General features: G+C 70.2%; 17 protein-coding genes. 11 read left to right on the top strand and 6 right to left on the bottom strand.

Features of this window, described 5'->3' with window-relative positions:
- The first annotated feature begins 235 nt into the window (after positions 1-235).
- Positions 236-1,120 (top strand): SGNH/GDSL hydrolase family protein, encoded by an 885-nt coding sequence (locus GAS53_RS33970; RefSeq protein WP_151481600.1) that lies wholly within the window; start codon positions 236-238, stop codon positions 1,118-1,120.
- Positions 1,121-1,170: 50 nt separating this feature from the next.
- Positions 1,171-1,770 (top strand): PadR family transcriptional regulator, encoded by a 600-nt coding sequence (locus GAS53_RS33975; protein ID WP_151481601.1) that lies wholly within the window; start codon positions 1,171-1,173, stop codon positions 1,768-1,770.
- Positions 1,771-1,811: 41 nt separating this feature from the next.
- On the opposite strand, the gene GAS53_RS33980 is transcribed toward GAS53_RS33975, so the two are convergent.
- Positions 1,812-2,963: a serine hydrolase domain-containing protein gene (locus tag GAS53_RS33980; protein ID WP_151481602.1), complete on the bottom strand. Its 1,152-nt coding sequence runs from the start codon at positions 2,961-2,963 to the stop codon at positions 1,812-1,814.
- Positions 2,964-3,243: 280 nt separating this feature from the next.
- Between GAS53_RS33980 and GAS53_RS33985 the strand changes: the two genes are divergently transcribed.
- Positions 3,244-4,515 carry an alginate lyase family protein gene (locus GAS53_RS33985; RefSeq protein WP_151481603.1) on the top strand — a complete coding sequence of 424 codons (1,272 nt, stop codon included), beginning with the start codon at positions 3,244-3,246 and terminating at the stop codon, positions 4,513-4,515.
- 23 nt (positions 4,516-4,538) lie between these two features.
- Complete coding sequence (locus tag GAS53_RS33990) at positions 4,539-6,185, top strand: RNA polymerase sigma factor (RefSeq protein ID WP_151481669.1); 1,647 nt, start codon at positions 4,539-4,541, stop codon at positions 6,183-6,185.
- Here the strand turns inward: GAS53_RS33990 and GAS53_RS33995 are convergent.
- Entirely contained in the window at positions 6,182-6,577 is a 396-nt protein-coding gene (locus GAS53_RS33995; protein WP_404829367.1) for a winged helix-turn-helix transcriptional regulator, read from the bottom strand. The two genes, GAS53_RS33990 and GAS53_RS33995, sit on opposite strands and share 4 nt — an antisense overlap.
- A 65-nt stretch (positions 6,578-6,642) precedes the next feature.
- Here GAS53_RS33995 and GAS53_RS34000 point away from each other — a divergent pair, with 65 nt between their 5' ends.
- Positions 6,643-7,290, top strand: a complete 648-nt coding sequence (locus tag GAS53_RS34000) for an NADPH-dependent F420 reductase (protein WP_151481604.1) — start codon at positions 6,643-6,645, stop codon at positions 7,288-7,290.
- 92 nt (positions 7,291-7,382) lie between these two features.
- Here the strand turns inward: GAS53_RS34000 and GAS53_RS34005 are convergent, their stop codons facing one another.
- The 3 genes from GAS53_RS34005 to GAS53_RS34015 all read right to left on the bottom strand — a co-directional run bounded on the left by GAS53_RS34005 (position 7,383) and on the right by GAS53_RS34015 (position 9,756).
- Positions 7,383-8,066: a glycerophosphodiester phosphodiesterase gene (locus GAS53_RS34005; RefSeq protein ID WP_151481605.1), complete on the bottom strand. Its 684-nt coding sequence runs from the start codon at positions 8,064-8,066 to the stop codon at positions 7,383-7,385.
- A 21-nt stretch (positions 8,067-8,087) separates the two neighbouring features.
- On the bottom strand, positions 8,088-9,146 hold the full coding sequence (locus tag GAS53_RS34010; RefSeq protein ID WP_151481606.1) for an adenosine deaminase: 1,059 nt from the start codon (positions 9,144-9,146) through the stop codon (positions 8,088-8,090).
- A 238-nt stretch (positions 9,147-9,384) separates the two neighbouring features.
- Positions 9,385-9,756 (bottom strand): hypothetical protein, encoded by a 372-nt coding sequence (locus GAS53_RS34015; protein ID WP_151481607.1) that lies wholly within the window; start codon positions 9,754-9,756, stop codon positions 9,385-9,387.
- Positions 9,757-10,108: 352 nt separating this feature from the next.
- Between GAS53_RS34015 and GAS53_RS34020 the strand changes: the two genes are divergently transcribed.
- Positions 10,109-10,522 (top strand): DUF4190 domain-containing protein, encoded by a 414-nt coding sequence (locus GAS53_RS34020; protein ID WP_225859253.1) that lies wholly within the window; start codon positions 10,109-10,111, stop codon positions 10,520-10,522.
- A gap of 209 nt (positions 10,523-10,731) precedes the next feature.
- On the opposite strand, the gene GAS53_RS34025 is transcribed toward GAS53_RS34020, so the two are convergent.
- Complete coding sequence (locus GAS53_RS34025) at positions 10,732-11,289, bottom strand: NADAR family protein (RefSeq protein WP_192583397.1); 558 nt, start codon at positions 11,287-11,289, stop codon at positions 10,732-10,734.
- A 207-nt stretch (positions 11,290-11,496) separates the two neighbouring features.
- On the opposite strand from GAS53_RS34025, the gene GAS53_RS34030 reads away from it, so the two are divergent.
- From GAS53_RS34030 to GAS53_RS34050, 5 genes are all read left to right on the top strand, one after another.
- Positions 11,497-13,017: a gamma-aminobutyraldehyde dehydrogenase gene (locus tag GAS53_RS34030; protein ID WP_151481609.1), complete on the top strand. Its 1,521-nt coding sequence runs from the start codon at positions 11,497-11,499 to the stop codon at positions 13,015-13,017.
- A 64-nt stretch (positions 13,018-13,081) separates the two neighbouring features.
- The gene (locus tag GAS53_RS34035; RefSeq protein ID WP_151481610.1) at positions 13,082-14,326 is read left to right on the top strand and encodes a polyamine ABC transporter substrate-binding protein; all 1,245 of its coding nucleotides are present in this window, start codon (positions 13,082-13,084) and stop codon (positions 14,324-14,326) included.
- Between the two features lie 157 nt (positions 14,327-14,483).
- Positions 14,484-15,635: an ABC transporter ATP-binding protein gene (locus GAS53_RS34040; RefSeq protein WP_151481611.1), complete on the top strand. Its 1,152-nt coding sequence runs from the start codon at positions 14,484-14,486 to the stop codon at positions 15,633-15,635.
- Entirely contained in the window at positions 15,635-16,564 is a 930-nt protein-coding gene (locus tag GAS53_RS34045; RefSeq protein WP_151481612.1) for an ABC transporter permease, read from the top strand. Before GAS53_RS34040 ends, GAS53_RS34045 begins: the two co-directional genes overlap by 1 nt.
- Positions 16,565-17,365 carry an ABC transporter permease gene (locus tag GAS53_RS34050; protein ID WP_151481613.1) on the top strand — a complete coding sequence of 267 codons (801 nt, stop codon included), beginning with the start codon at positions 16,565-16,567 and terminating at the stop codon, positions 17,363-17,365.
- The last annotated feature ends 14 nt before the right edge of the window (positions 17,366-17,379 follow it).

The raw sequence follows: 17,379 nt of genomic DNA on the forward strand, positions 1-17,379 counted from the left end.
TTTGAGGAGCGGGGGTTCGGGGGCTGGCCCCCGACGGGGTCTGGGGCGGAGCCCCAGAAGGATGGGACGGGTAGGGGCGGCGGGGGCGCAAAAATGCCCCGCCGCAGCGTCGCCGTCATCCAGAACCTCCCCTGTCCTCGCCCTGCCCTGCCCCGTCTTCTCCAGGTATAGTCAACAATGCGAATAGGAAACTAGTCAGCTACTTGCAGGATGGAATAGGAGAGGCGGTCGCCCCGTGCCCGACAGCGGATATCTGCGGTACGTCGCCCTGGGCGACAGTCAGACCGAAGGGCTCGGCGACGGCGACGACGCCGGGGGCCTGCGCGGATGGGCCGACCGGCTCGCCGAGCAGATCGCACGGGAGAACCCAGCCGGCCCAGGCGGCCCGGACGGCCCAGGCGTCCTGTACGCCAACCTCGCCGTACGGGGGCGCCTCGCCGGACAGGTGCGCGCCGAGCAGCTCGCCCCCGCCCTCGCCCTGCGACCGGACATCGCCACGGTCGTCGCCGGTGTCAACGACATGCTGCGGCCCGGCTTCGACGCGGACGAGGTGGGAGGCCACCTGGAGGCGATGTTCGCCGCGCTCACCGCGCAGGGCGCCCGGGTCGCTACGGTCACCTTTCCCGACGTCGCCCGGATCACCCCGCTGGCCCGCCCGGTCGGACACCGGGTCCTCGCGCTCAACGACCGCATCCGGGAAGCGGCCGGGCGCCACGGCGTCGCGGTGGCCGAGACGTCCCCCCACCCCGTGGTGACCGATCCCCGGCTGTGGAGCCCCGACCGGCTGCACGCCAGCCCGCTCGGCCACGCCCGCATCGCCGCCGCCGTCGCGCACGCGCTGGGCCTGCCGGGCAGCGACGACGGCTGGACACGGCCGCTGCCTCCCGACCCGGCGGCGCCCGCGGGCCTGCGGGCCGTCGGCGTCGAACTGCGCTGGGTCGGCTCCTTCCTCGGGCCCTGGCTCCTCCGGCGGGTGCGCGGCCGCTCGTCCGGCGACGGCCGGCGGGCCAAGCGGCCCGCCCTGCTCCCGGTGACCGCGCTCGCCACCCCGGTCGGCCTCTCGGATGGCGTCTCCGATGGTGTCTCCGACGCCGCCCCGGACGGCCTTCGGCGTCCATAGCCGTCCATAGTCGCCGCATTGACTAATCAACACGGTGTTAGCTTGGGCTCATGGCGTTGCGCAATGCGGTGATGGCCGCGCTTCTGGAGGGTGAGGCGTCCGGATACGACCTCGCGAAGGGCTTCGAGGCCTCGGTCGCCAACTTCTGGATGGCCACGCCTCAGCAGCTCTACCGGGAGCTGGAGCGTATGGCGGGCGAGGGTCTCGTCTCCGCCCGTGTCGTCCAGCAGGAGCGCCGGCCCAACAAACGGCTCTTCTCCCTCACCGAGGCCGGACGCGAGGTCCTGCGCGCCTATGTCTCCGAAGGTCCCGCGAAGCCGTTGGCCATCAGGGACGAGCTGATGGTCAAGGTCCAGTGCGTCGACATCGGAGACATGGACGGCATCGAGGCCGTACGGGCCGCGGTGGCCGAACGCGTCGAGCGGGCCACCGCAAAACTGGCCCGCTACCAGCGCATGCGGGAGCGCATGCTGGCCGGCCGCACCGAGGACGAGTACCTCGCCACCGCCGAACGCGTGGGCCCGTACCTCACCCTGCAGGGCGGCATGGCCCTGGAGCGGGCGAACCTGCAGTGGGGCGAGACGGTCCTGAAGCGACTCGAACAGCGCGCGGCGACACTCGGCGGCCCGGCGGCCCACGCACACGACTGACGCCTCCGGCCACAGCAGCCGTTCCTCAATGCCTCAACGCCTCAGCGTACGAACGCCGCCCGTACGATCCGCTCGGCCACCGGATTCATCTCCTCCGCCTTCGCGTCGGTCGCGTTGACCGAGTACACGAGCGTGCGTGACAGATCGCGCGTGCCCGCGAGCAGCGTGCCGTAGCCGGGGCGGGCGCCGGTCTTGAGCCAGAGGACGGTGCCGTCGTCCAGCTCGTACCGCTGGAGACCGGCGCTCATGGTCGCTCCCGGCACCTTCGGAAGCGTGAACATCTCCTTCTCCAGGAGGGGTTGGGGGACAAGCCGCCCGCGGAACAGCGCGAAGAGCAGCCGCTCCAGGTCCGCCGTCGTGGAGATCATGTCGCCCGCGGCCCACCGGTCCGACATGTTCCACTCGGTGGCGTCCACCAGTCTGCCGTCCGCCAGCTTCTGGTAGCCGCGGTTGTGCGGGCCGTGGATGCGCGGGTCTGGGCCGCCGGGAAAGGACGTGTGCCGCATCCCGGCCGGCCGCAGGACGCGTACGGCCGCCTGGTGCTCGTACGAGTCGCCGGTGACCTTCTCGATGAGGAGGCCGAGCACGGTGTAGTCGATGTTGGCGTACTGCTGCCGGTCGCCCGGGCGGAACGCGGGTCCCGCGGCGACGGAGGCGGCCACGACTTCCTCCGGGGTCAGCGTCTCGAACCGCCGCTCGTACCCCTCCCCGTTCACGTCCCCCAGCGAAGCACCCGGCTTCAGCCCGCTGGTGTAGGTCAGCAACTGCCGTACGGTGATGGGCTCGAAGGCCTTCGAGAGGAGGCCGGGGAGGTACGTCTGCACGTGCCCGTCCAGGTCGATCCTGCCTTCGGCGGCGAGCTGGAGGACGACGGCCGCGGTGACCACCTTGGTGGTGGAACCGGCCCTGAAGCGTGCGTGCTCCACAGCCTTCCGCTTACTGGCCAGGTCGTGCACCCCTGCGCTGCCCCGCCAGCTGCCGTCCGTGCCGCCGACGCGTACGAGCGCGGCCGTCGCGTCCTTGTCCGGCAGCCCCTTGAGCGCGGCGCGCAGAGCCTTCGCGGTATCAGGATCCGTGGTCTCCCGTACGACGGCCGCGGTGGAGGGGGCGGCGAGGGCGCTCCCGGCCAGGGGCCCGGCCGTCAGGCCCAGAACCATGAGGGCGGCGCAGGCGGTACGGACGCGGACATGCATCAGCTGACTCCCAGGGGTGATCGGTGACCTTCATCCTCCGGTCGTACGCCGCTGCCGCGGATCCTCTCCGAGGAGGGCACCGACCCTGGCCCGGACCCCGATCAACTGCCTTGTCGGCCAAGGGGGTTGTCAGGGGTTTCCCTTAGGGCGGGTCTTGCCGGACAGCACCCTCGAAAGTTTTGGGCGGCGTAAAAACTGTTATCTCGGAGGAGCCCCCTCCGTCTCCTGTGCACACGCGCCACACACGGCACTCACATCCCCGTCCACACAGGAGCTATCCGTGGCAGAGCACAACAAGCACCGCATCAGCCGTCGCAGCGCCTTCCAGATCGCCGGCGGCGTCGCCGCGGCGGGAGTGGCCGGCGGCTTCGCGGTCTCGTTGAGCGGTGGTGACTCGGCCGGCGCCGCACAGAACGGCGCCTCCGCGAGCCCCGGTACGGCCGCCGCGAAGCCCGCCTTCGCGCACCCCGGGATGCTGCACAACGCCGGCGACCTCAACCGCGCCAAGGCCCGCGTCGCCGCGCGCGGGGAGCCCTGGCTGGCGGGCTGGCAGCGGCTGACCGCCAACCGGCACTCCGCGAGTACCTGGAAGCCCAACCCGCAGACCACGATCATCCGCGGCGGTGCAGGCCAGAACTACGGCATCCTCTTCAACGACATCCACGCCGCCTACCAGAACGCCCTGCGCTGGAAGATCGCCGGCACCGAGGAGAACGCCGAGGCGGCCGTCGCGATCCTCAACGCCTGGTCGGCCAAGTTCACCACGCTCACCGGCAACTCCGACCGGTTCCTGGCGTCCGGCATCTACGGCTACCAGTTCGCGAACGCCGCCGAACTCGTCCGCGACCAGCCGGGCTTCGACCTGGCTCGCTTCAAGAAGATGCTGCTCAACGTCTTCTACCCGCTGGGTGACGACTTCCTGAAACGCCACAACGGCGCCGTCATCACCAACTACTGGGCGAACTGGGACCTCTGCAACATCGCCGCGATCATGGCGATCGGCATCCTGTGCGACGACAGGGCCAAGTTCGACCGCGCCGTGGAGTACTTCAAGAACGGCGCGGGCAACGGCTCGATCAAGAACGCCGTCCCCTTCGTGTACGAGGACCAGGGCCTGGCCCAGTGGCAGGAGTCCGGCCGTGACCAGGGCCACACCGTGATGGGCATGGGCCTGATGGGTGCGATCTGCGAGATGGCGTGGAACCAGGGTGTCGACGTCTACGGCTACGACAACAACCGCCTGATGAAGGCCGCCGAGTACGTCGCCAAGTACAACCTGGGAGGGGACGTCCCCTTCACCGAGTACGCCTGGCGCACCGGGACCAGGGGCGCCTGGCGCGAGCAGACCGTGATCTCCAACATAGGCCGCAGACAGATTCGGCCGGTCTGGGAGCTTTTGCACAACCACTACGCCCGGCGTCGCCGCCTCCCGGTGCCCCACGTCACATCGATGGCTGAGAAAGTACGTGCCGAAGGCGGCGGCGGAGACTACGGACCCAACAGCGGCGGCTTCGACCAGCTGGGCTTCGGGACGCTGCTCTACAGCAAGTGACATCGGTACGGGAAGGGACGTACGTGGACGGGCGGCAGTGGCGTACGACGATCGCGGCAGCGCAGGCCGGTGATCGGCGCGCCCTCGACGAGCTCGTCGAGGGCTGGCTGCCGCTGGTCTACAACATCGTCGGCCGTGCCCTGAACGGCCATGCGGACGTCGACGACGTCGTGCAGGAGACCATGCTGCGCGCGGTCGACAACCTCGGCACGCTGCGTGATCCGGACAGTTTCCGCTCCTGGCTGGTCGCCATCGCCATGCGGCAGATACGCGACCGGGCCAGGCGGCGGACGTCCGAGTCGCTCGCTGACGACGCGGCCCAGGAAGCCACCGACTTCGCCGAACTGACCGTGCTGCGGCTCCAGTTGGAGGGCCAACGGCGCGAGGTCGCGGAGGCGGTGCGCTGGCTCGACGAGGAGGACCGGCAGCTGCTGTCGCTGTGGTGGCTGGAGGTCGCGGGCGAACTCAGCCGGCGCGAGCTCGCGGCCGCCGTCGGTATCAGCCGCCAGCACACCGCCGTACGCGTCCAACGGATGAAGGCCCGTCTGGAGGCCGCGCGCGGCATCGTGCGGGCCCTCGACTCGTCCTGCCCCGAGCTGCGCGAGGTGACCGCCCGCTGGGACGGGCGGCCCGACTCGGTGTGGCGCAAGCGGCTTGCCCGGCACATCCGGGGCTGCCGCTACTGCGCCGCGCCCGGCGAGGCGGTCGTACCCGCCGAACGGCTGCTCGTCGGGCTCGCGCTCGTCCCGATCCCGGTCGGCTTCACGCTCTCGCTCGCCCTCGGCGGCAAGACGGCGGTCGCCGCGACGACGGCCGCCACGACCGTCGGCTGGTCCGCCAAGGTCGTCGCCGCGCTCACCAAGCCGGCGGTGGCCATGACGGCCGGGGCGACGATGGTCGCGGGCGGCGCGTACGTCGTCACGCAGCCGCCGGACGAGCCGCGGCCCCGGGCCGCGGCCCCCACGACATCGAGCACGGCCCGCCCGGCGCCGTCGCCCACGCCCACCCCCTCACCGACGAGGAGGGCAAGCCTGTACGGCACGGTCGTCGACGCCGTCGACCAGGCCCCCGACCCGAACGCGCGTCCCGCCGCCCTGCCGCGCCGCCCCGAGTCCGGCATCACCAGCACCGGCGGCCCGCGGGCCGTGATGCAGCACCGCGGCGACAGCGTGACGCTCAGCGGCCAGGGCTACGTACTGGTGCGCTGGCAGATCTCACCGCACGACCGGCCCGGCGGCCTGGTCATGCCGACCTGGACCGGCCTGCGGGGCAAGCTCTTCCACGTCGCGTCCGGGGGCGGTCGGCGGATGGACGACATCAACGGGGACAGTGCCCGCTCCGGCTACGTCACCGGCATGGGCGGCCCGGACGTCGGCTACACCGTCCTGCCGGAAGGCACCCAGCAGATGTGGCAGAACGAGTACTTCTACGTCGACGGCACCGTCACCTTCACCGTGAACGAGCGCGGCGCTTCGTACGGCGTGGCGGTCTTCCCGACGAATTGGGACGCGGTGAACAAGGACATCACGACCGGCCCCGACCAGGGAGTCATCCGCTACGGCCTCACCCGCGACAACGGCAAGGACACCGCCCCGGTACCCCAGTACGCCACACGCACGACCCCGGCCGACCCGGCGACGGTACGTCAGAGGTCCCGGCTGACCTCCTAGTCACCCTCTCCAGCCGTCCTCTCCTGGGCGTCCATCACCTCGTCCCCGTGCTCGAAGGCCCACGCGCCGAACGCCTCGATCGGGTCGAGCAACGTCCGCCCCAGCGCGGTGAGTTCGTACTCCACGCGGGGCGGCGACCCGGCGTACGCGTGCCGCGCCACCAGCCCGTTGAACTCCAGGCGTCGGAGGGTCTCCGTCAGCACCTTCTGGCTGATGCCGCCGATCTGCTCGCGCAGCTCTCCGGGCCGCCGCGGCCCGTGCCGCAGCGCCCAAACGACCACGGCGTTCCAGGTGTTGGCGAGCAGGTCGAAGGCGAGCCGGGCACGGCAGTCGGCGAGGAAGGACGGCTCGGTGCATTGTTTGGTGCGCACGTCGGAAGTCACATACCAAATGGTGCCCGAGCGGCTTCCTACTGTCTGTCTCTCAGGGATCGGACGGCAGAAGGGATACGTCACCGATGCGGATCGGGATTCTCGGTACGGGGAACATGGCGGACGCGCTCGGCAGGCAGTGGGCGCGGGCCGGCCACGAGGTGTTCGTGGGAGGCCGTGACGCGGGGCGTGCGGCGGAACTGGCCGCGCGGATCGGCGGTGCCGGGTCGGGCGGCCTGGCCGCGGCGGTGGAGTCCGGTACGGACGCGGTGCTGCTCGCCGTGCCGTACGCCGCGGCGGTGGAGGTGGTGTCCGGCCTCGAAGTCGCCCTGCGGGGGCGGGTGTTGATCGACTGCAGCAATGCGGTGGGGCCGGGTTTCGTCCTGGCCACGAGGAGTGGTCGGTCGGCGGCCGGTGAGATCGCGGCGGCCGCGCCCGGCGCCCACGTGGTCAAGGCTTTCAACCTCTGTCACGAGGACGTCTGGCGTCTGACGCCGCCGGTCTTCGGCGGCCGCCCGCTCGCGGTGCCGGTTGCCGGGGACTCGGCGGAGGCGCTGGCGGTCGTACGACGGCTCGTGCGCGACCTGGGGTGCGAGCCGTTGAACGCGGGCGGTCTGGACCGGGCGGGCCTGATCGAGGCCACCGCGGCACTGCTGATCGGGCTGTGGGTGGGGGAGGGGGCGGACGCGCAGGCGATCGCCCCGCCGCTGGATTTCGCGCAGCCTGTCTCCTAGGCCTGCGGTCTTTCATGCCTGCGGTCCTTCATGCCTGCGGTCCTTCATGCCTGCGGTCCTTCATACCCGCAGCCCCTCAGCCCCTCAGCCCTTCAGGTCTTTCGCAGCGCGCACAGCGTGTCGATGCGGTTCGTCGTGATCGAGTCGACTCCCGCGTCGAGGAGGCGGCGCATGGAGCGGCGGGTGTCGGGGGTCCACACCGACATCAGGTATCCGTCGCGGTGGACGCGGGCGACGAGATCGCGGTCGACCAGGCCGAAGCGGTAGTTGAGCCAGCGCGGCCGCACCGCTTCGAGCAGTGCGGGCCGCGGGGGAGCGAGGGTCGTCCAGGTGAGGGCGATCTCCGCGGCAGGGTCGGCCGCGCGGACGGCGAGCATGGTGTCGGCGCCGGCGCAGTAGTACACGCGCCCGTCGGCCCCGAGGTCACGGATGACGTCGACGATCCGGCGTACGGCGCGCGCGTCCGCCCGGCCCGGCAGATCGACCATGAAGCGACTGCCGTCGGCCGCCTTCAGGGCTTCCTCCAGCGTGGGGACCCCGCCGGAGGTGAGCCCGCGCACCTCGTCCGAGGACAGCGACAACAGCGGTCTGTCCTGCTCCCACAGTCGCTTCAGTGTGTCGTCGTGCAGCAGTACGGGCACGTCGTCGCGGGTGAGCCGGACGTCGATCTCGACGGCGTCCGCGCCCATCCGGAGCGCGGAACGCACAGAGTCGATCGTGTTCTCGCGGACGCGGTAGGGGTCGCCGCGATGGGCCACGGCTGTCACGGTGCGCATGGGCCCATTGTGCTGGTCGGCTCAGGGCGCGAGCCAGGCGGAGGTGTACGTGTCGATCTCCTCGGCGAGCTTCGCCTTGCCCGCGCCGTCGAGGAACGACACCTCGACGGCGTTCTTGGCGAGCGCGGCGAGACCCCGCTCGTCGAGGTCGAGGAGCCGGGCGGCGACCGCGTACTCGCTGTTGAGGTCGGTGCCGAACATCGGCGGGTCGTCGGAGTTGATGGTCACGACCACCCCTGCCCGTACGAACTCCTTTATGGGGTGCTCGTCGAAGGTGCGGACCGCGCGGGTCGCGATGTTGGAGGTGGGGCAGACCTCCAGCGGAATCCCGTGCTCGGCGAGGTGCGCGAGCAGCTTCGGGTCCTGGGCGGAACTGGTGCCGTGGCCGATGCGCTCCGCGCGCAGATCGGTGAGCGCGTCCCAGACGGTCTCCGGTCCGGTCGTCTCGCCCGCGTGCGGTACGGAGCGCAGGCCGGCCGCGATCGCGCGGTCGAAGTACGGCTTGAACTGCGGCCGGGGTACGCCGATTTCGGGCCCGCCGAGCCCGAAGGAGACGAGGCCCTCCGGGCGGAGCTTGTCCGTGGTGGCGAGCCGTACCGTCTCCTCGGCGGACGCGAGCCCCGCCTCGCCGGGAATGTCGAAGCACCAGCGCAGGACGGTCCCGAACTCCGCCTCGGCGGCCTTGCGGGCGTCCTCGATCGCGTCCATGAAGGCACCCTCGTCGATACCGCGGCGGGTCGACGAGAACGGCGTGATCGTCAACTCCGCGTAGCGGATCTGCTGGCGGGCCATGTCGCGGGCGACCTCGTACGTCAGGAGGCGTACGTCCTCGGGAGTGCGGATGAGGTCGACCACGGACAGATATACGTCGATGAAGTGGGCGAAGTCCGTGAACGTGAAGTAGTCGACCAGGGCCTCGGGGTCCGTCGGGACCTTGGAGTCGGGGTGGCGGGCGGCCAGTTCGGAGACGATACGGGGGGAGGCGGAGCCGACGTGGTGCACGTGGAGTTCTGCCTTGGGCAGTCCGGCGATGAAGGCGTGCAGGTCGTGCGGTGCGCTCGCGTCGCGGTGGTCGGTCAAGGGTTCCTCCCCGGGAACGGCGCCCGGCCGGTGTCCGGCGGGGCGCGGGTGATCGGCTGATCGGTGGTTCGGGGATCATCGTAGGACGCGGTCCGTGCGGGGGAGGCCCGGGCCGTAGCATGACGCTACGTACGACAGAGGGGACTCCGCGCATGTCCGACGACGCGCAGGCACCGGGTGCGCCGGCCGACAACGGATCGGACCCGTGGGCCTCGCCGGAGCACGGCACCGCTCCGGATCACGCCGAGCGGCCCGGCCCCGAGGACGCGACTCCCCACGCCAAGGTCCCACTGGACAAGCCCTCCGCGGAGCCGAACCCCTGGGCTCCGCCGACGGACGCGGTGCCGCCGGGGTGGCAGAGGGGTGCTTCAGCCCCGTCAGAGTCGCCGTCGCCGTCGCCGTCGCCGTCGTCGTCGCCGCCGGCTGCCGGGGGCTCGGCACCGGTCACACCGTGGGCCGGAGGCGCGGCGTGGCCCGACGACACCGCGCCCCACGGTGAGGATGCTGCCCCGACCCCGACCCCGACCCCCACCCCGCCTTCGGTGCACGACCAGCAGACGGTCACCTCACTCCCGGGCACGCAGGCACCGAACCCTCCGGGCACGGGCACTCCAGCACCTCCCGGGGCCGACCCTGCGCCCCCGCAGCCCTGGAGCAACCCCTTCGCATCTCCGGCGGCCTCGGGGCCCGGCGACCGGTTCGCGTCTCCGGCGGCTTCCGGCTCGGGTGGTCCGTTTGCGTCTCCGGCGGCCCCCGCCCCCGGCGACCCCTTCGCGCCTCCCGCTGCCGCAGCCCCGGGGAACCCCTTCGCCCCTCCCGGCGGCGGCCCTCAGACCGCCGCAGGCGGCACGCCCCCTGGCGCCTCAGGCCCGGGCAACCACTTCGCACCCCCGGCTGGTCCTTACTCCGCCCCCGGTGCCTCCGTCCCTCCGCCGCCCATCGCCCCCGACGGCCCCGGGCAGATGCCGTACAGCTACGGCTACGGCTACGGCTACCCGGGATACACCGCCCACGGACCCGCCCACGGCGGCCCGGGCTACGGCTGGCCCGGGATGCCCATGGCGCCCAGCAACGGGCTGGGCACGGCGGGGCTCGTGCTCGGCATCATCGCGGCGGTCGGCTTCTGTCTCTGGCCGGTCGCCCTCGCCTGCGGCATCCTCGCGGTGATCTTCGGGGCGTTCGGCCGGGGCAAGGCCCGCCGCGGCGAGGCCACCAACCCGGGTCAGGCCCTGGCCGGAATCATCTGCGGAGCGGTGGGCATCGCCTTGGCCGTCGCCTTCGTGGTGGTCTTCCTCATCATCCCCGAGGACACCGGCAGCGGAGACTCGGAGACGACCGACGACGGCTTCAGCACGTCCCTGACCACAGCCCGCTGACCCGCTGACCCGCTGACCCGCTGACCCGCTGACCCGCTGACCCGAGCCCCCGCCCCGCAAGGGGCGCGGGGAACTGCGCGCTCAGCCCACCACAACCCGCACATGCATACCGGCCCGGCACCCCCTTCTGCGGCGCGCGGCGGTGACCTCATGCGGCGCCGCCGCGGGCGCGACCAGCTCCCACACCCCGCAACCATCACCCGTAGCCGTCACCCGGAGCGCAACCGATCCCGCGCCTCCATCAACGCGAACCCCAACAGATTCGGCCCCAACCACCGCCGAGGATCAGCCGCACGCTCATCATCCGCGGCCAACCCAATACCCCACACGCGATCCACAGGGCTGGCCTCAACAAGCACCCTCTCCCCCGTACCCAGCAAGAACGCCCCGAGTTCGCCATCAGAGGCGAACTTCCGCACGCTCCCCTCGACCACGATCCCGAACCGCTCCCGCTCCCACACGGCCTCGTCGAAGCCCCGCACCAACCGCCCGGCCTTCTTCGCCTCGGCAGGATGCCCCGAGGCAAGAACCCGCCGCTCCGCCTCCGCGTCGCCGAACAGCCGCGCTTTCCGCGCCATCATCCAGTGCTCGGCCGTCCCGTACTCCACCCCGTCGACCACGAACGGAGACGGCCACCACTGACTCAGACAGCTCGCCCCCACTCGCCCGTCCGCCCGCGGCCGGTGCCCCCAGAAGTGCAGATACTTGACCCTCGCCCCCGAGTGGACCGCGCTGACCAGCGCATCCCAAGAATCGATCTTCCCCATGCACGCGAGTGTGGCACGCACCACTGACACTCCGTCCCGCCTTTTCCCGGCCGACTCGACACCTGGTCGACAGATTCCGTCGCGTAACCAAAAGGCAACAACGGAATCACTTGTTGGAGGGGCGTTGCTCTGTCAGGATCGGCACTCAAATCGAGCTGGAGCTACGCCGACCCCCGGCACACGGGGAGGGCGGCGGAGGAGAGCGACATGCACAATCCGGGCCATCGCTTCCAGGCACAGGACCACTTCGCGGAGGGCGCGCAGTACATCGCGGGCCGGCTGGCCAAGGGCACGTCGGGCCGCAGTCACGCGGTCGTCGACCCGGCCACCGGCGACGAGGTCTACACATACGAGCTGGCCGGCACGGCGGACGTGGACGCGGCCGTCGCCGCCGCCCGCGAGGCGTTCCCGGGCTGGGCCGCCGCCACCCCGGGCGAGCGCTCCGACGCCATGCACCGCTTCGCCGCCGTGCTCGCCGACCGCGCCGAGGAGTTCGCGCAGGCGGAGTCGCTCCAGTGCGGCAAGCCGATCAAGCTGAGCCGGGAGTTCGACGTCCCGGGCACGATCGACAACACCGCGTTCTTCGCGGGCGCGGCCCGCCACCTCCAGGGCCAGTCCGCCGGCGAGTACTCCGGCGACCACACCTCGTACGTACGCCGCGAACCCATCGGCGTCGTCGGCTCCATCGCGCCCTGGAACTATCCCCTCCAGATGGCCGCCTGGAAGGTCCTCCCGGCGATCGCCGCGGGCAACACCATCGTCCTGAAGCCCGCCGAGCTCACCCCGCTCACCTCGCTCCTGTTCGCGGAGGCGGCCACCCAGGCGGGCATCCCGGACGGTGTCGTCAACATCATCACCGGTGCCGGCAAGGACGCCGGTGAGCATCTCGTCGGCCACCCCGACGTAGCGATGACCTCCTTCACCGGCTCGACGGCCGTGGGCAGGCGCGTCGCCGAGATCGCCACCTCCACCGTCAAGCGCCTCCACCTGGAACTCGGCGGCAAGGCCCCCTTCGTGGTCTTCGACGACGCGGACCTGGAGGCCGCCGTGCACGGTGCGGTGGCGGGCGCACTCATCAACACGGGCCAGGACTGCACGGCCGCCACGCGCGCGTACGTCCAAAGGCCCCTCTACGAAGAGTTCGTCTCCAAGACGGCCGACCTCATGGCGACCGTCCGGCTCGGCGATCCATTCGCGCCGGACACCGACCTCGGCCCGCTCATCTCGTTCGCCCAGCGCGACCGGGTCGCCGGTTTCGTCGACCGGGCACGCGCCTACGCGCGCGTGGTCACCGGCGGCGAGATCCCGCAGGACCTCAAGCACGGCGCGTACTACCGGCCCACCCTCGTCGCGGACGCCGCCCAGGACAGCGAGATCGTGCAGTCCGAGATCTTCGGTCCGGTCCTGGTCGTCCTGCCCTTCGACAGTGATGAGGAGGGCATCCGGCTGGCGAACGACACTCCGTACGGCCTCGCCGCCTCCGCCTGGAGCCGTGACGTGTACCGCGCGAACCGTGCCACGCGCGAGATCAAGGCGGGCTGCGTGTGGGTCAACGACCACATCCCGATCATCAGCGAGATGCCGCACGGCGGCTACAAGGCGTCCGGCTTCGGCAAGGACATGTCGGCGTACTCCTTCGAGGAGTACACCCAGATCAAGCACGTCATGTTCGACAACACCGCGGTGGCCAGGAAGGACTGGCACCGCACGATCTTCGGGGACCGTTAGTCATCACCGGCCAGTCACCACCGGCCCGGACCAGGCCGAACCCTCCCGAAAGGGCACCACGAGCATGGAGCAGTACGAGCCCGACCGCCTGTCCCCGGCCCAACTGGCCGCCATGCGGCGCAGTATCGGCAGTGGCAGGGCCTCCCTCACCCGCCGTTCGCTGCTGCGCGCCTCGACGGGCGGCGCGCTCGCCCTCGGCGGGCTCGGGACGCTGAGCGCCTGCGGGATCCCGGCGGCGAAGAACACCGCGGGCGTCTCGTCCGAGGACCACTCGGCCAAGGAGAAGCAGATCAGCTTCTCCAACTGGACCGAGTACATGGACATCGACGAGAGCGAGAAGCACCACCCCACCCTCGACGCGTTCGCCAAGCGCACCGGCATCAAGGTCAAGTACACCGAGGACATCAACGACAACGTCGAGTTCTTCGGCAAGATCAAGCCGCAGCTCGCGGCGGGCCAGCCCACCGGGCGCGACCTCATCTGCGTCACCGACTGGCTGGCCGCCCGGCTGATCCGCTTCGGATGGGTGCAGAAACTGGACGCGTCCAACCTGCCGCACGCGTACGCCAACCTCTCCCAGCAGTTCCGTACGCCCGACTGGGACCCGGGACGCGCGTACTCGTACCCCTGGACCGGCATCTCCACCGTCATCGCCTACAACAAGAAGGCGCTGGACGGCGAGGAGGTGAAGTCGGTCTCCGACATGCTCGACAACCCCAAGCTCAAGGGGCGTATCGGCTTCCTGTCGGAGATGCGCGACAGCATCGGTATGACGCTGCTCGACATGGGCAAGGACCCGGGGAAGTTCACCGACGACGACTACGACGCGGCGGTCGCCCGTCTCCAGAAGGCCGTCGACAAGGGGCAGATCCGCCGCTTCACCGGCAACGACTACACGTCCGACCTCACCAAGGGCGACTTCGCGGCCTGTATCGCCTGGGCCGGTGACGTCGTCCAGCTGAAGGCGGACAGCCCGGACGTCGACTTCGTCATCCCGGACAGCGGCTACATGACGTCGACCGACAACCTGCTGGTCCCCAACAAGGCCCGTCACAAGACCAACGCCGAGCGGCTCATCGACTACTACTACGAGCCCGGTCCGGCCGCCGCGCTCGCCGCGTACATCAACTACGTGTGTCCGGTCGACGGGGTGAAGCCCGAGCTCGCGAAGATCGACGAGGACGCGGCGAACAACCCGCTGATCATTCCCGACGCCGCCATGGCCGCCAAGTCCCGCTCCTTCCGCTCGCTGAGCTCGAAGGAAGAGACGGCCTACGAAGAGAAGTTCGCGAAGCTGACCGGGGCGTAACGCCTCCGGCGGGTGCGGATTCGGTGGTTCAGGCCGCCCGGGCGGGTGCCCGGCGCCCTGGGCGGAACACCGGCTCCGCCGCGGACCTGCCCGAGCGGCACGGCAACCGCGTCCCGCCCCCGGACCACAGACGACCCCGACACCCAGGGACCACACCATGACGAAAGACACCGGTGGCGACGTCCGCCTCTCCGGAATCAGCAAGACCTACGGCTCCTTCACGGCCGTGCACCCGCTCGACCTGACCGTCCCCCAGGGTTCGTTCTTCGCCCTCCTCGGGGCGTCGGGCTGCGGCAAGACGACCACCCTGCGGATGATCGCCGGCCTGGAGGAGCCCACGTCGGGCACCGTCGCGCTCGGCGAACAGGACGTGACGAACCTGCCGCCGTACAAGCGGCCGGTGAACACCGTCTTCCAGTCGTACGCGCTCTTCCCGCACCTCGACATCTTCGAGAACGTCGCCTTCGGGCTTCGCCGGCGCGGCATCAAGTCGGTGAAGAAGCAGGTCGAGGAGATGCTCGACCTCGTGCAGCTCGGCGAGCAGGCCCGCAAGAAGCCGCACCAGCTCTCCGGCGGCCAGCAGCAGCGGGTCGCCGTGGCCCGCGCGCTGATCAACCACCCCAAGGTGCTTCTGCTCGACGAGCCCCTCGGCGCCCTCGACCTCAAGCTGCGCCGCCAGATGCAGCTGGAGCTCAAGCGCATCCAGACCGAGGTCGGCATCACCTTCATCCACGTCACGCACGACCAGGAGGAGGCCATGACCATGGCCGACACGGTCGCCGTGATGAACGCCGGCCGCGTCGAGCAACTCGGCTCGCCCGCCGACCTCTACGAGAACCCGAACACCACCTTCGTCGCCAACTTCCTCGGCACCTCCAACCTCATCGAGGCCGAGGTCGACGCGTTGAGTGGCGACGAGATCGTCCTCAAGGCGGGCGGCGGCAAGCTCGTCCTGCCCGAGGCACGCTGCTCGGCGCCCACGGCGACCGGCGGCAAGGTCCTGGTCGGCGTCCGCCCCGAGAAGATCTCCCTCACCCACGCCGACGACGCGGGCGAGATCCCGGCGGGCCGCAACCGCATCACCGGAAAGATCGCCGACTCCAGCTTCATCGGCGTCTCCACGCAGTACGTCATCGACAGCCCGGTCTGCCCGGAGTTCGAGGTCTACGCCCAGAACATCGACCGCGACTCCCGCCTCGTACCCGGCGCCGAGGTCGTCCTGCACTGGAACCCGGCCCACACCTTCGGCCTGGACGCCGCCCAGGACATCGACGCCGGTATCGAAACGGTCGAGGAAGAGGCGGCCTGATGACGACCGTCACCGACGCGCCACCCCTGGCGCCCACCCCCGCCCCGAAGGAGCGCCCCCCTCGAAAAAGGGGACGCCTCACCCCGTACTGGCTCCTGCTCCCCGGCATCCTCTGGCTGCTCGTCTTCTTCGCGCTGCCGATGGTCTACCAGGCCTCCACGTCCGTGCAGACGGGCTCCCTGGAGGAGGGCTACAAGGTCACCTGGCACTTCGCGACGTACTGGGACGCGGTGGCCGACTACTGGCCGCAGTTCCTGCGCTCCATCGCGTATGCCGGCACCGCCACGATCCTGTGTCTGCTGCTCGGCTACCCGCTCGCGTATCTGATCGCGTTCCGCGCGGGCCGCTGGCGCAACCTGATCCTGATCCTGGTGATCGCGCCGTTCTTCACCAGCTTCCTGATCCGTACGCTCGCCTGGAAGACGATCCTCGCGGACGGCGGCCCCGTCGTCGGAGCCCTCAACTCGCTTCACGTTCTGGACGTCACGAGCTGGCTCGGCATCACCGCGGGCGACCGCGTCCTCGCCACGCCGCTCGCGGTGGTCTGCGGTCTCACGTACAACTTCCTGCCGTTCATGATCCTGCCGCTCTACACCTCGCTGGAGCGCATCGACGGGCGGCTGCACGAGGCGGCGGGCGACCTGTACGCCAAGCCGTTCACGACCTTCCGCAGGGTGACCTTCCCGCTGTCGATGCCCGGTGTCGTCTCGGGGACGCTGCTCACCTTCATCCCGGCGAGCGGTGACTACGTGAACGCCGATCTGCTCGGCTCCACCGACACCCGCATGGTCGGAAACGTCATCCAGACGCAGTTCCTGCGGATTCTCGACTATCCGACGGCTGCGGCTCTCTCGTTCATTCTCATGGCCGGGATCCTCGCCATCGTCACGCTCTACATCCGCAAGTCCGGGACGGAGGACTTGGTTTAAATGGCCTTCGTGCGCTGGCTCAAACGCCACCTTGTCGTCATCGCGGGTCTGCTGACCCTCGGTTATCTGCTGCTGCCGAACGTCGTCGTCACGGTGTTCTCCTTCAACAATCCGAAGGGGCGCTTCAATTACGAATGGCAGCAGTTCTCCACGGATGCCTGGACCGACCCGTGCGGGGTCGCCGATCTGTGCGGCTCGCTGTCGCTGAGCCTGCAGATCGCCGGCTGGGCGACGCTCGGCGCCACCGTCCTCGGCACGCTGATCGCCTTCGCGCTCGTCCGCTACCGCTTCCGCGCGCGCGGCGCCGTGAACTCGCTGATCTTCCTGCCGATGGCGATGCCCGAGGTCGTGATGGCCGCCTCGCTGCTCACGCTCTTCCTCAACCTGGGCGCCGAGCTGGGCTTCTGGACGATCCTGATCGCCCACATCATGTTCTGCCTGAGCTTCGTCGTGACGGCCGTCAAGGCGCGCGTCATGTCGATGGACCCGAGGCTGGAGCAGGCGGCCCAGGATCTGTACGCGGGTCCCGTGCAGACCTTCCTCCGCGTCACCCTGCCCATCGCGGCACCCGGAATCGCCGCGGGAGCGCTGCTCGCCTTCGCGCTCTCCTTCGACGACTTCATCATCACCAATTTCAACTCCGGCTCGACCGTCACCTTCCCCATGTTCGTCTGGGGGTCGGCACAGCGCGGAACACCCGTTCAGATCAATGTCATCGGTACGGCCATGTTCATTGTCGCCGTACTGTTCGTGCTGGCCGGAATGGTCATCGGCAATCGCCGGAACAGGCAAAAGGCATAACCGCAAGAATCCTG

Source organism: Streptomyces albicerus, assembly GCF_008905045.1.
Lineage (GTDB): Bacteria > Actinomycetota > Actinomycetes > Streptomycetales > Streptomycetaceae > Streptomyces > Streptomyces albicerus.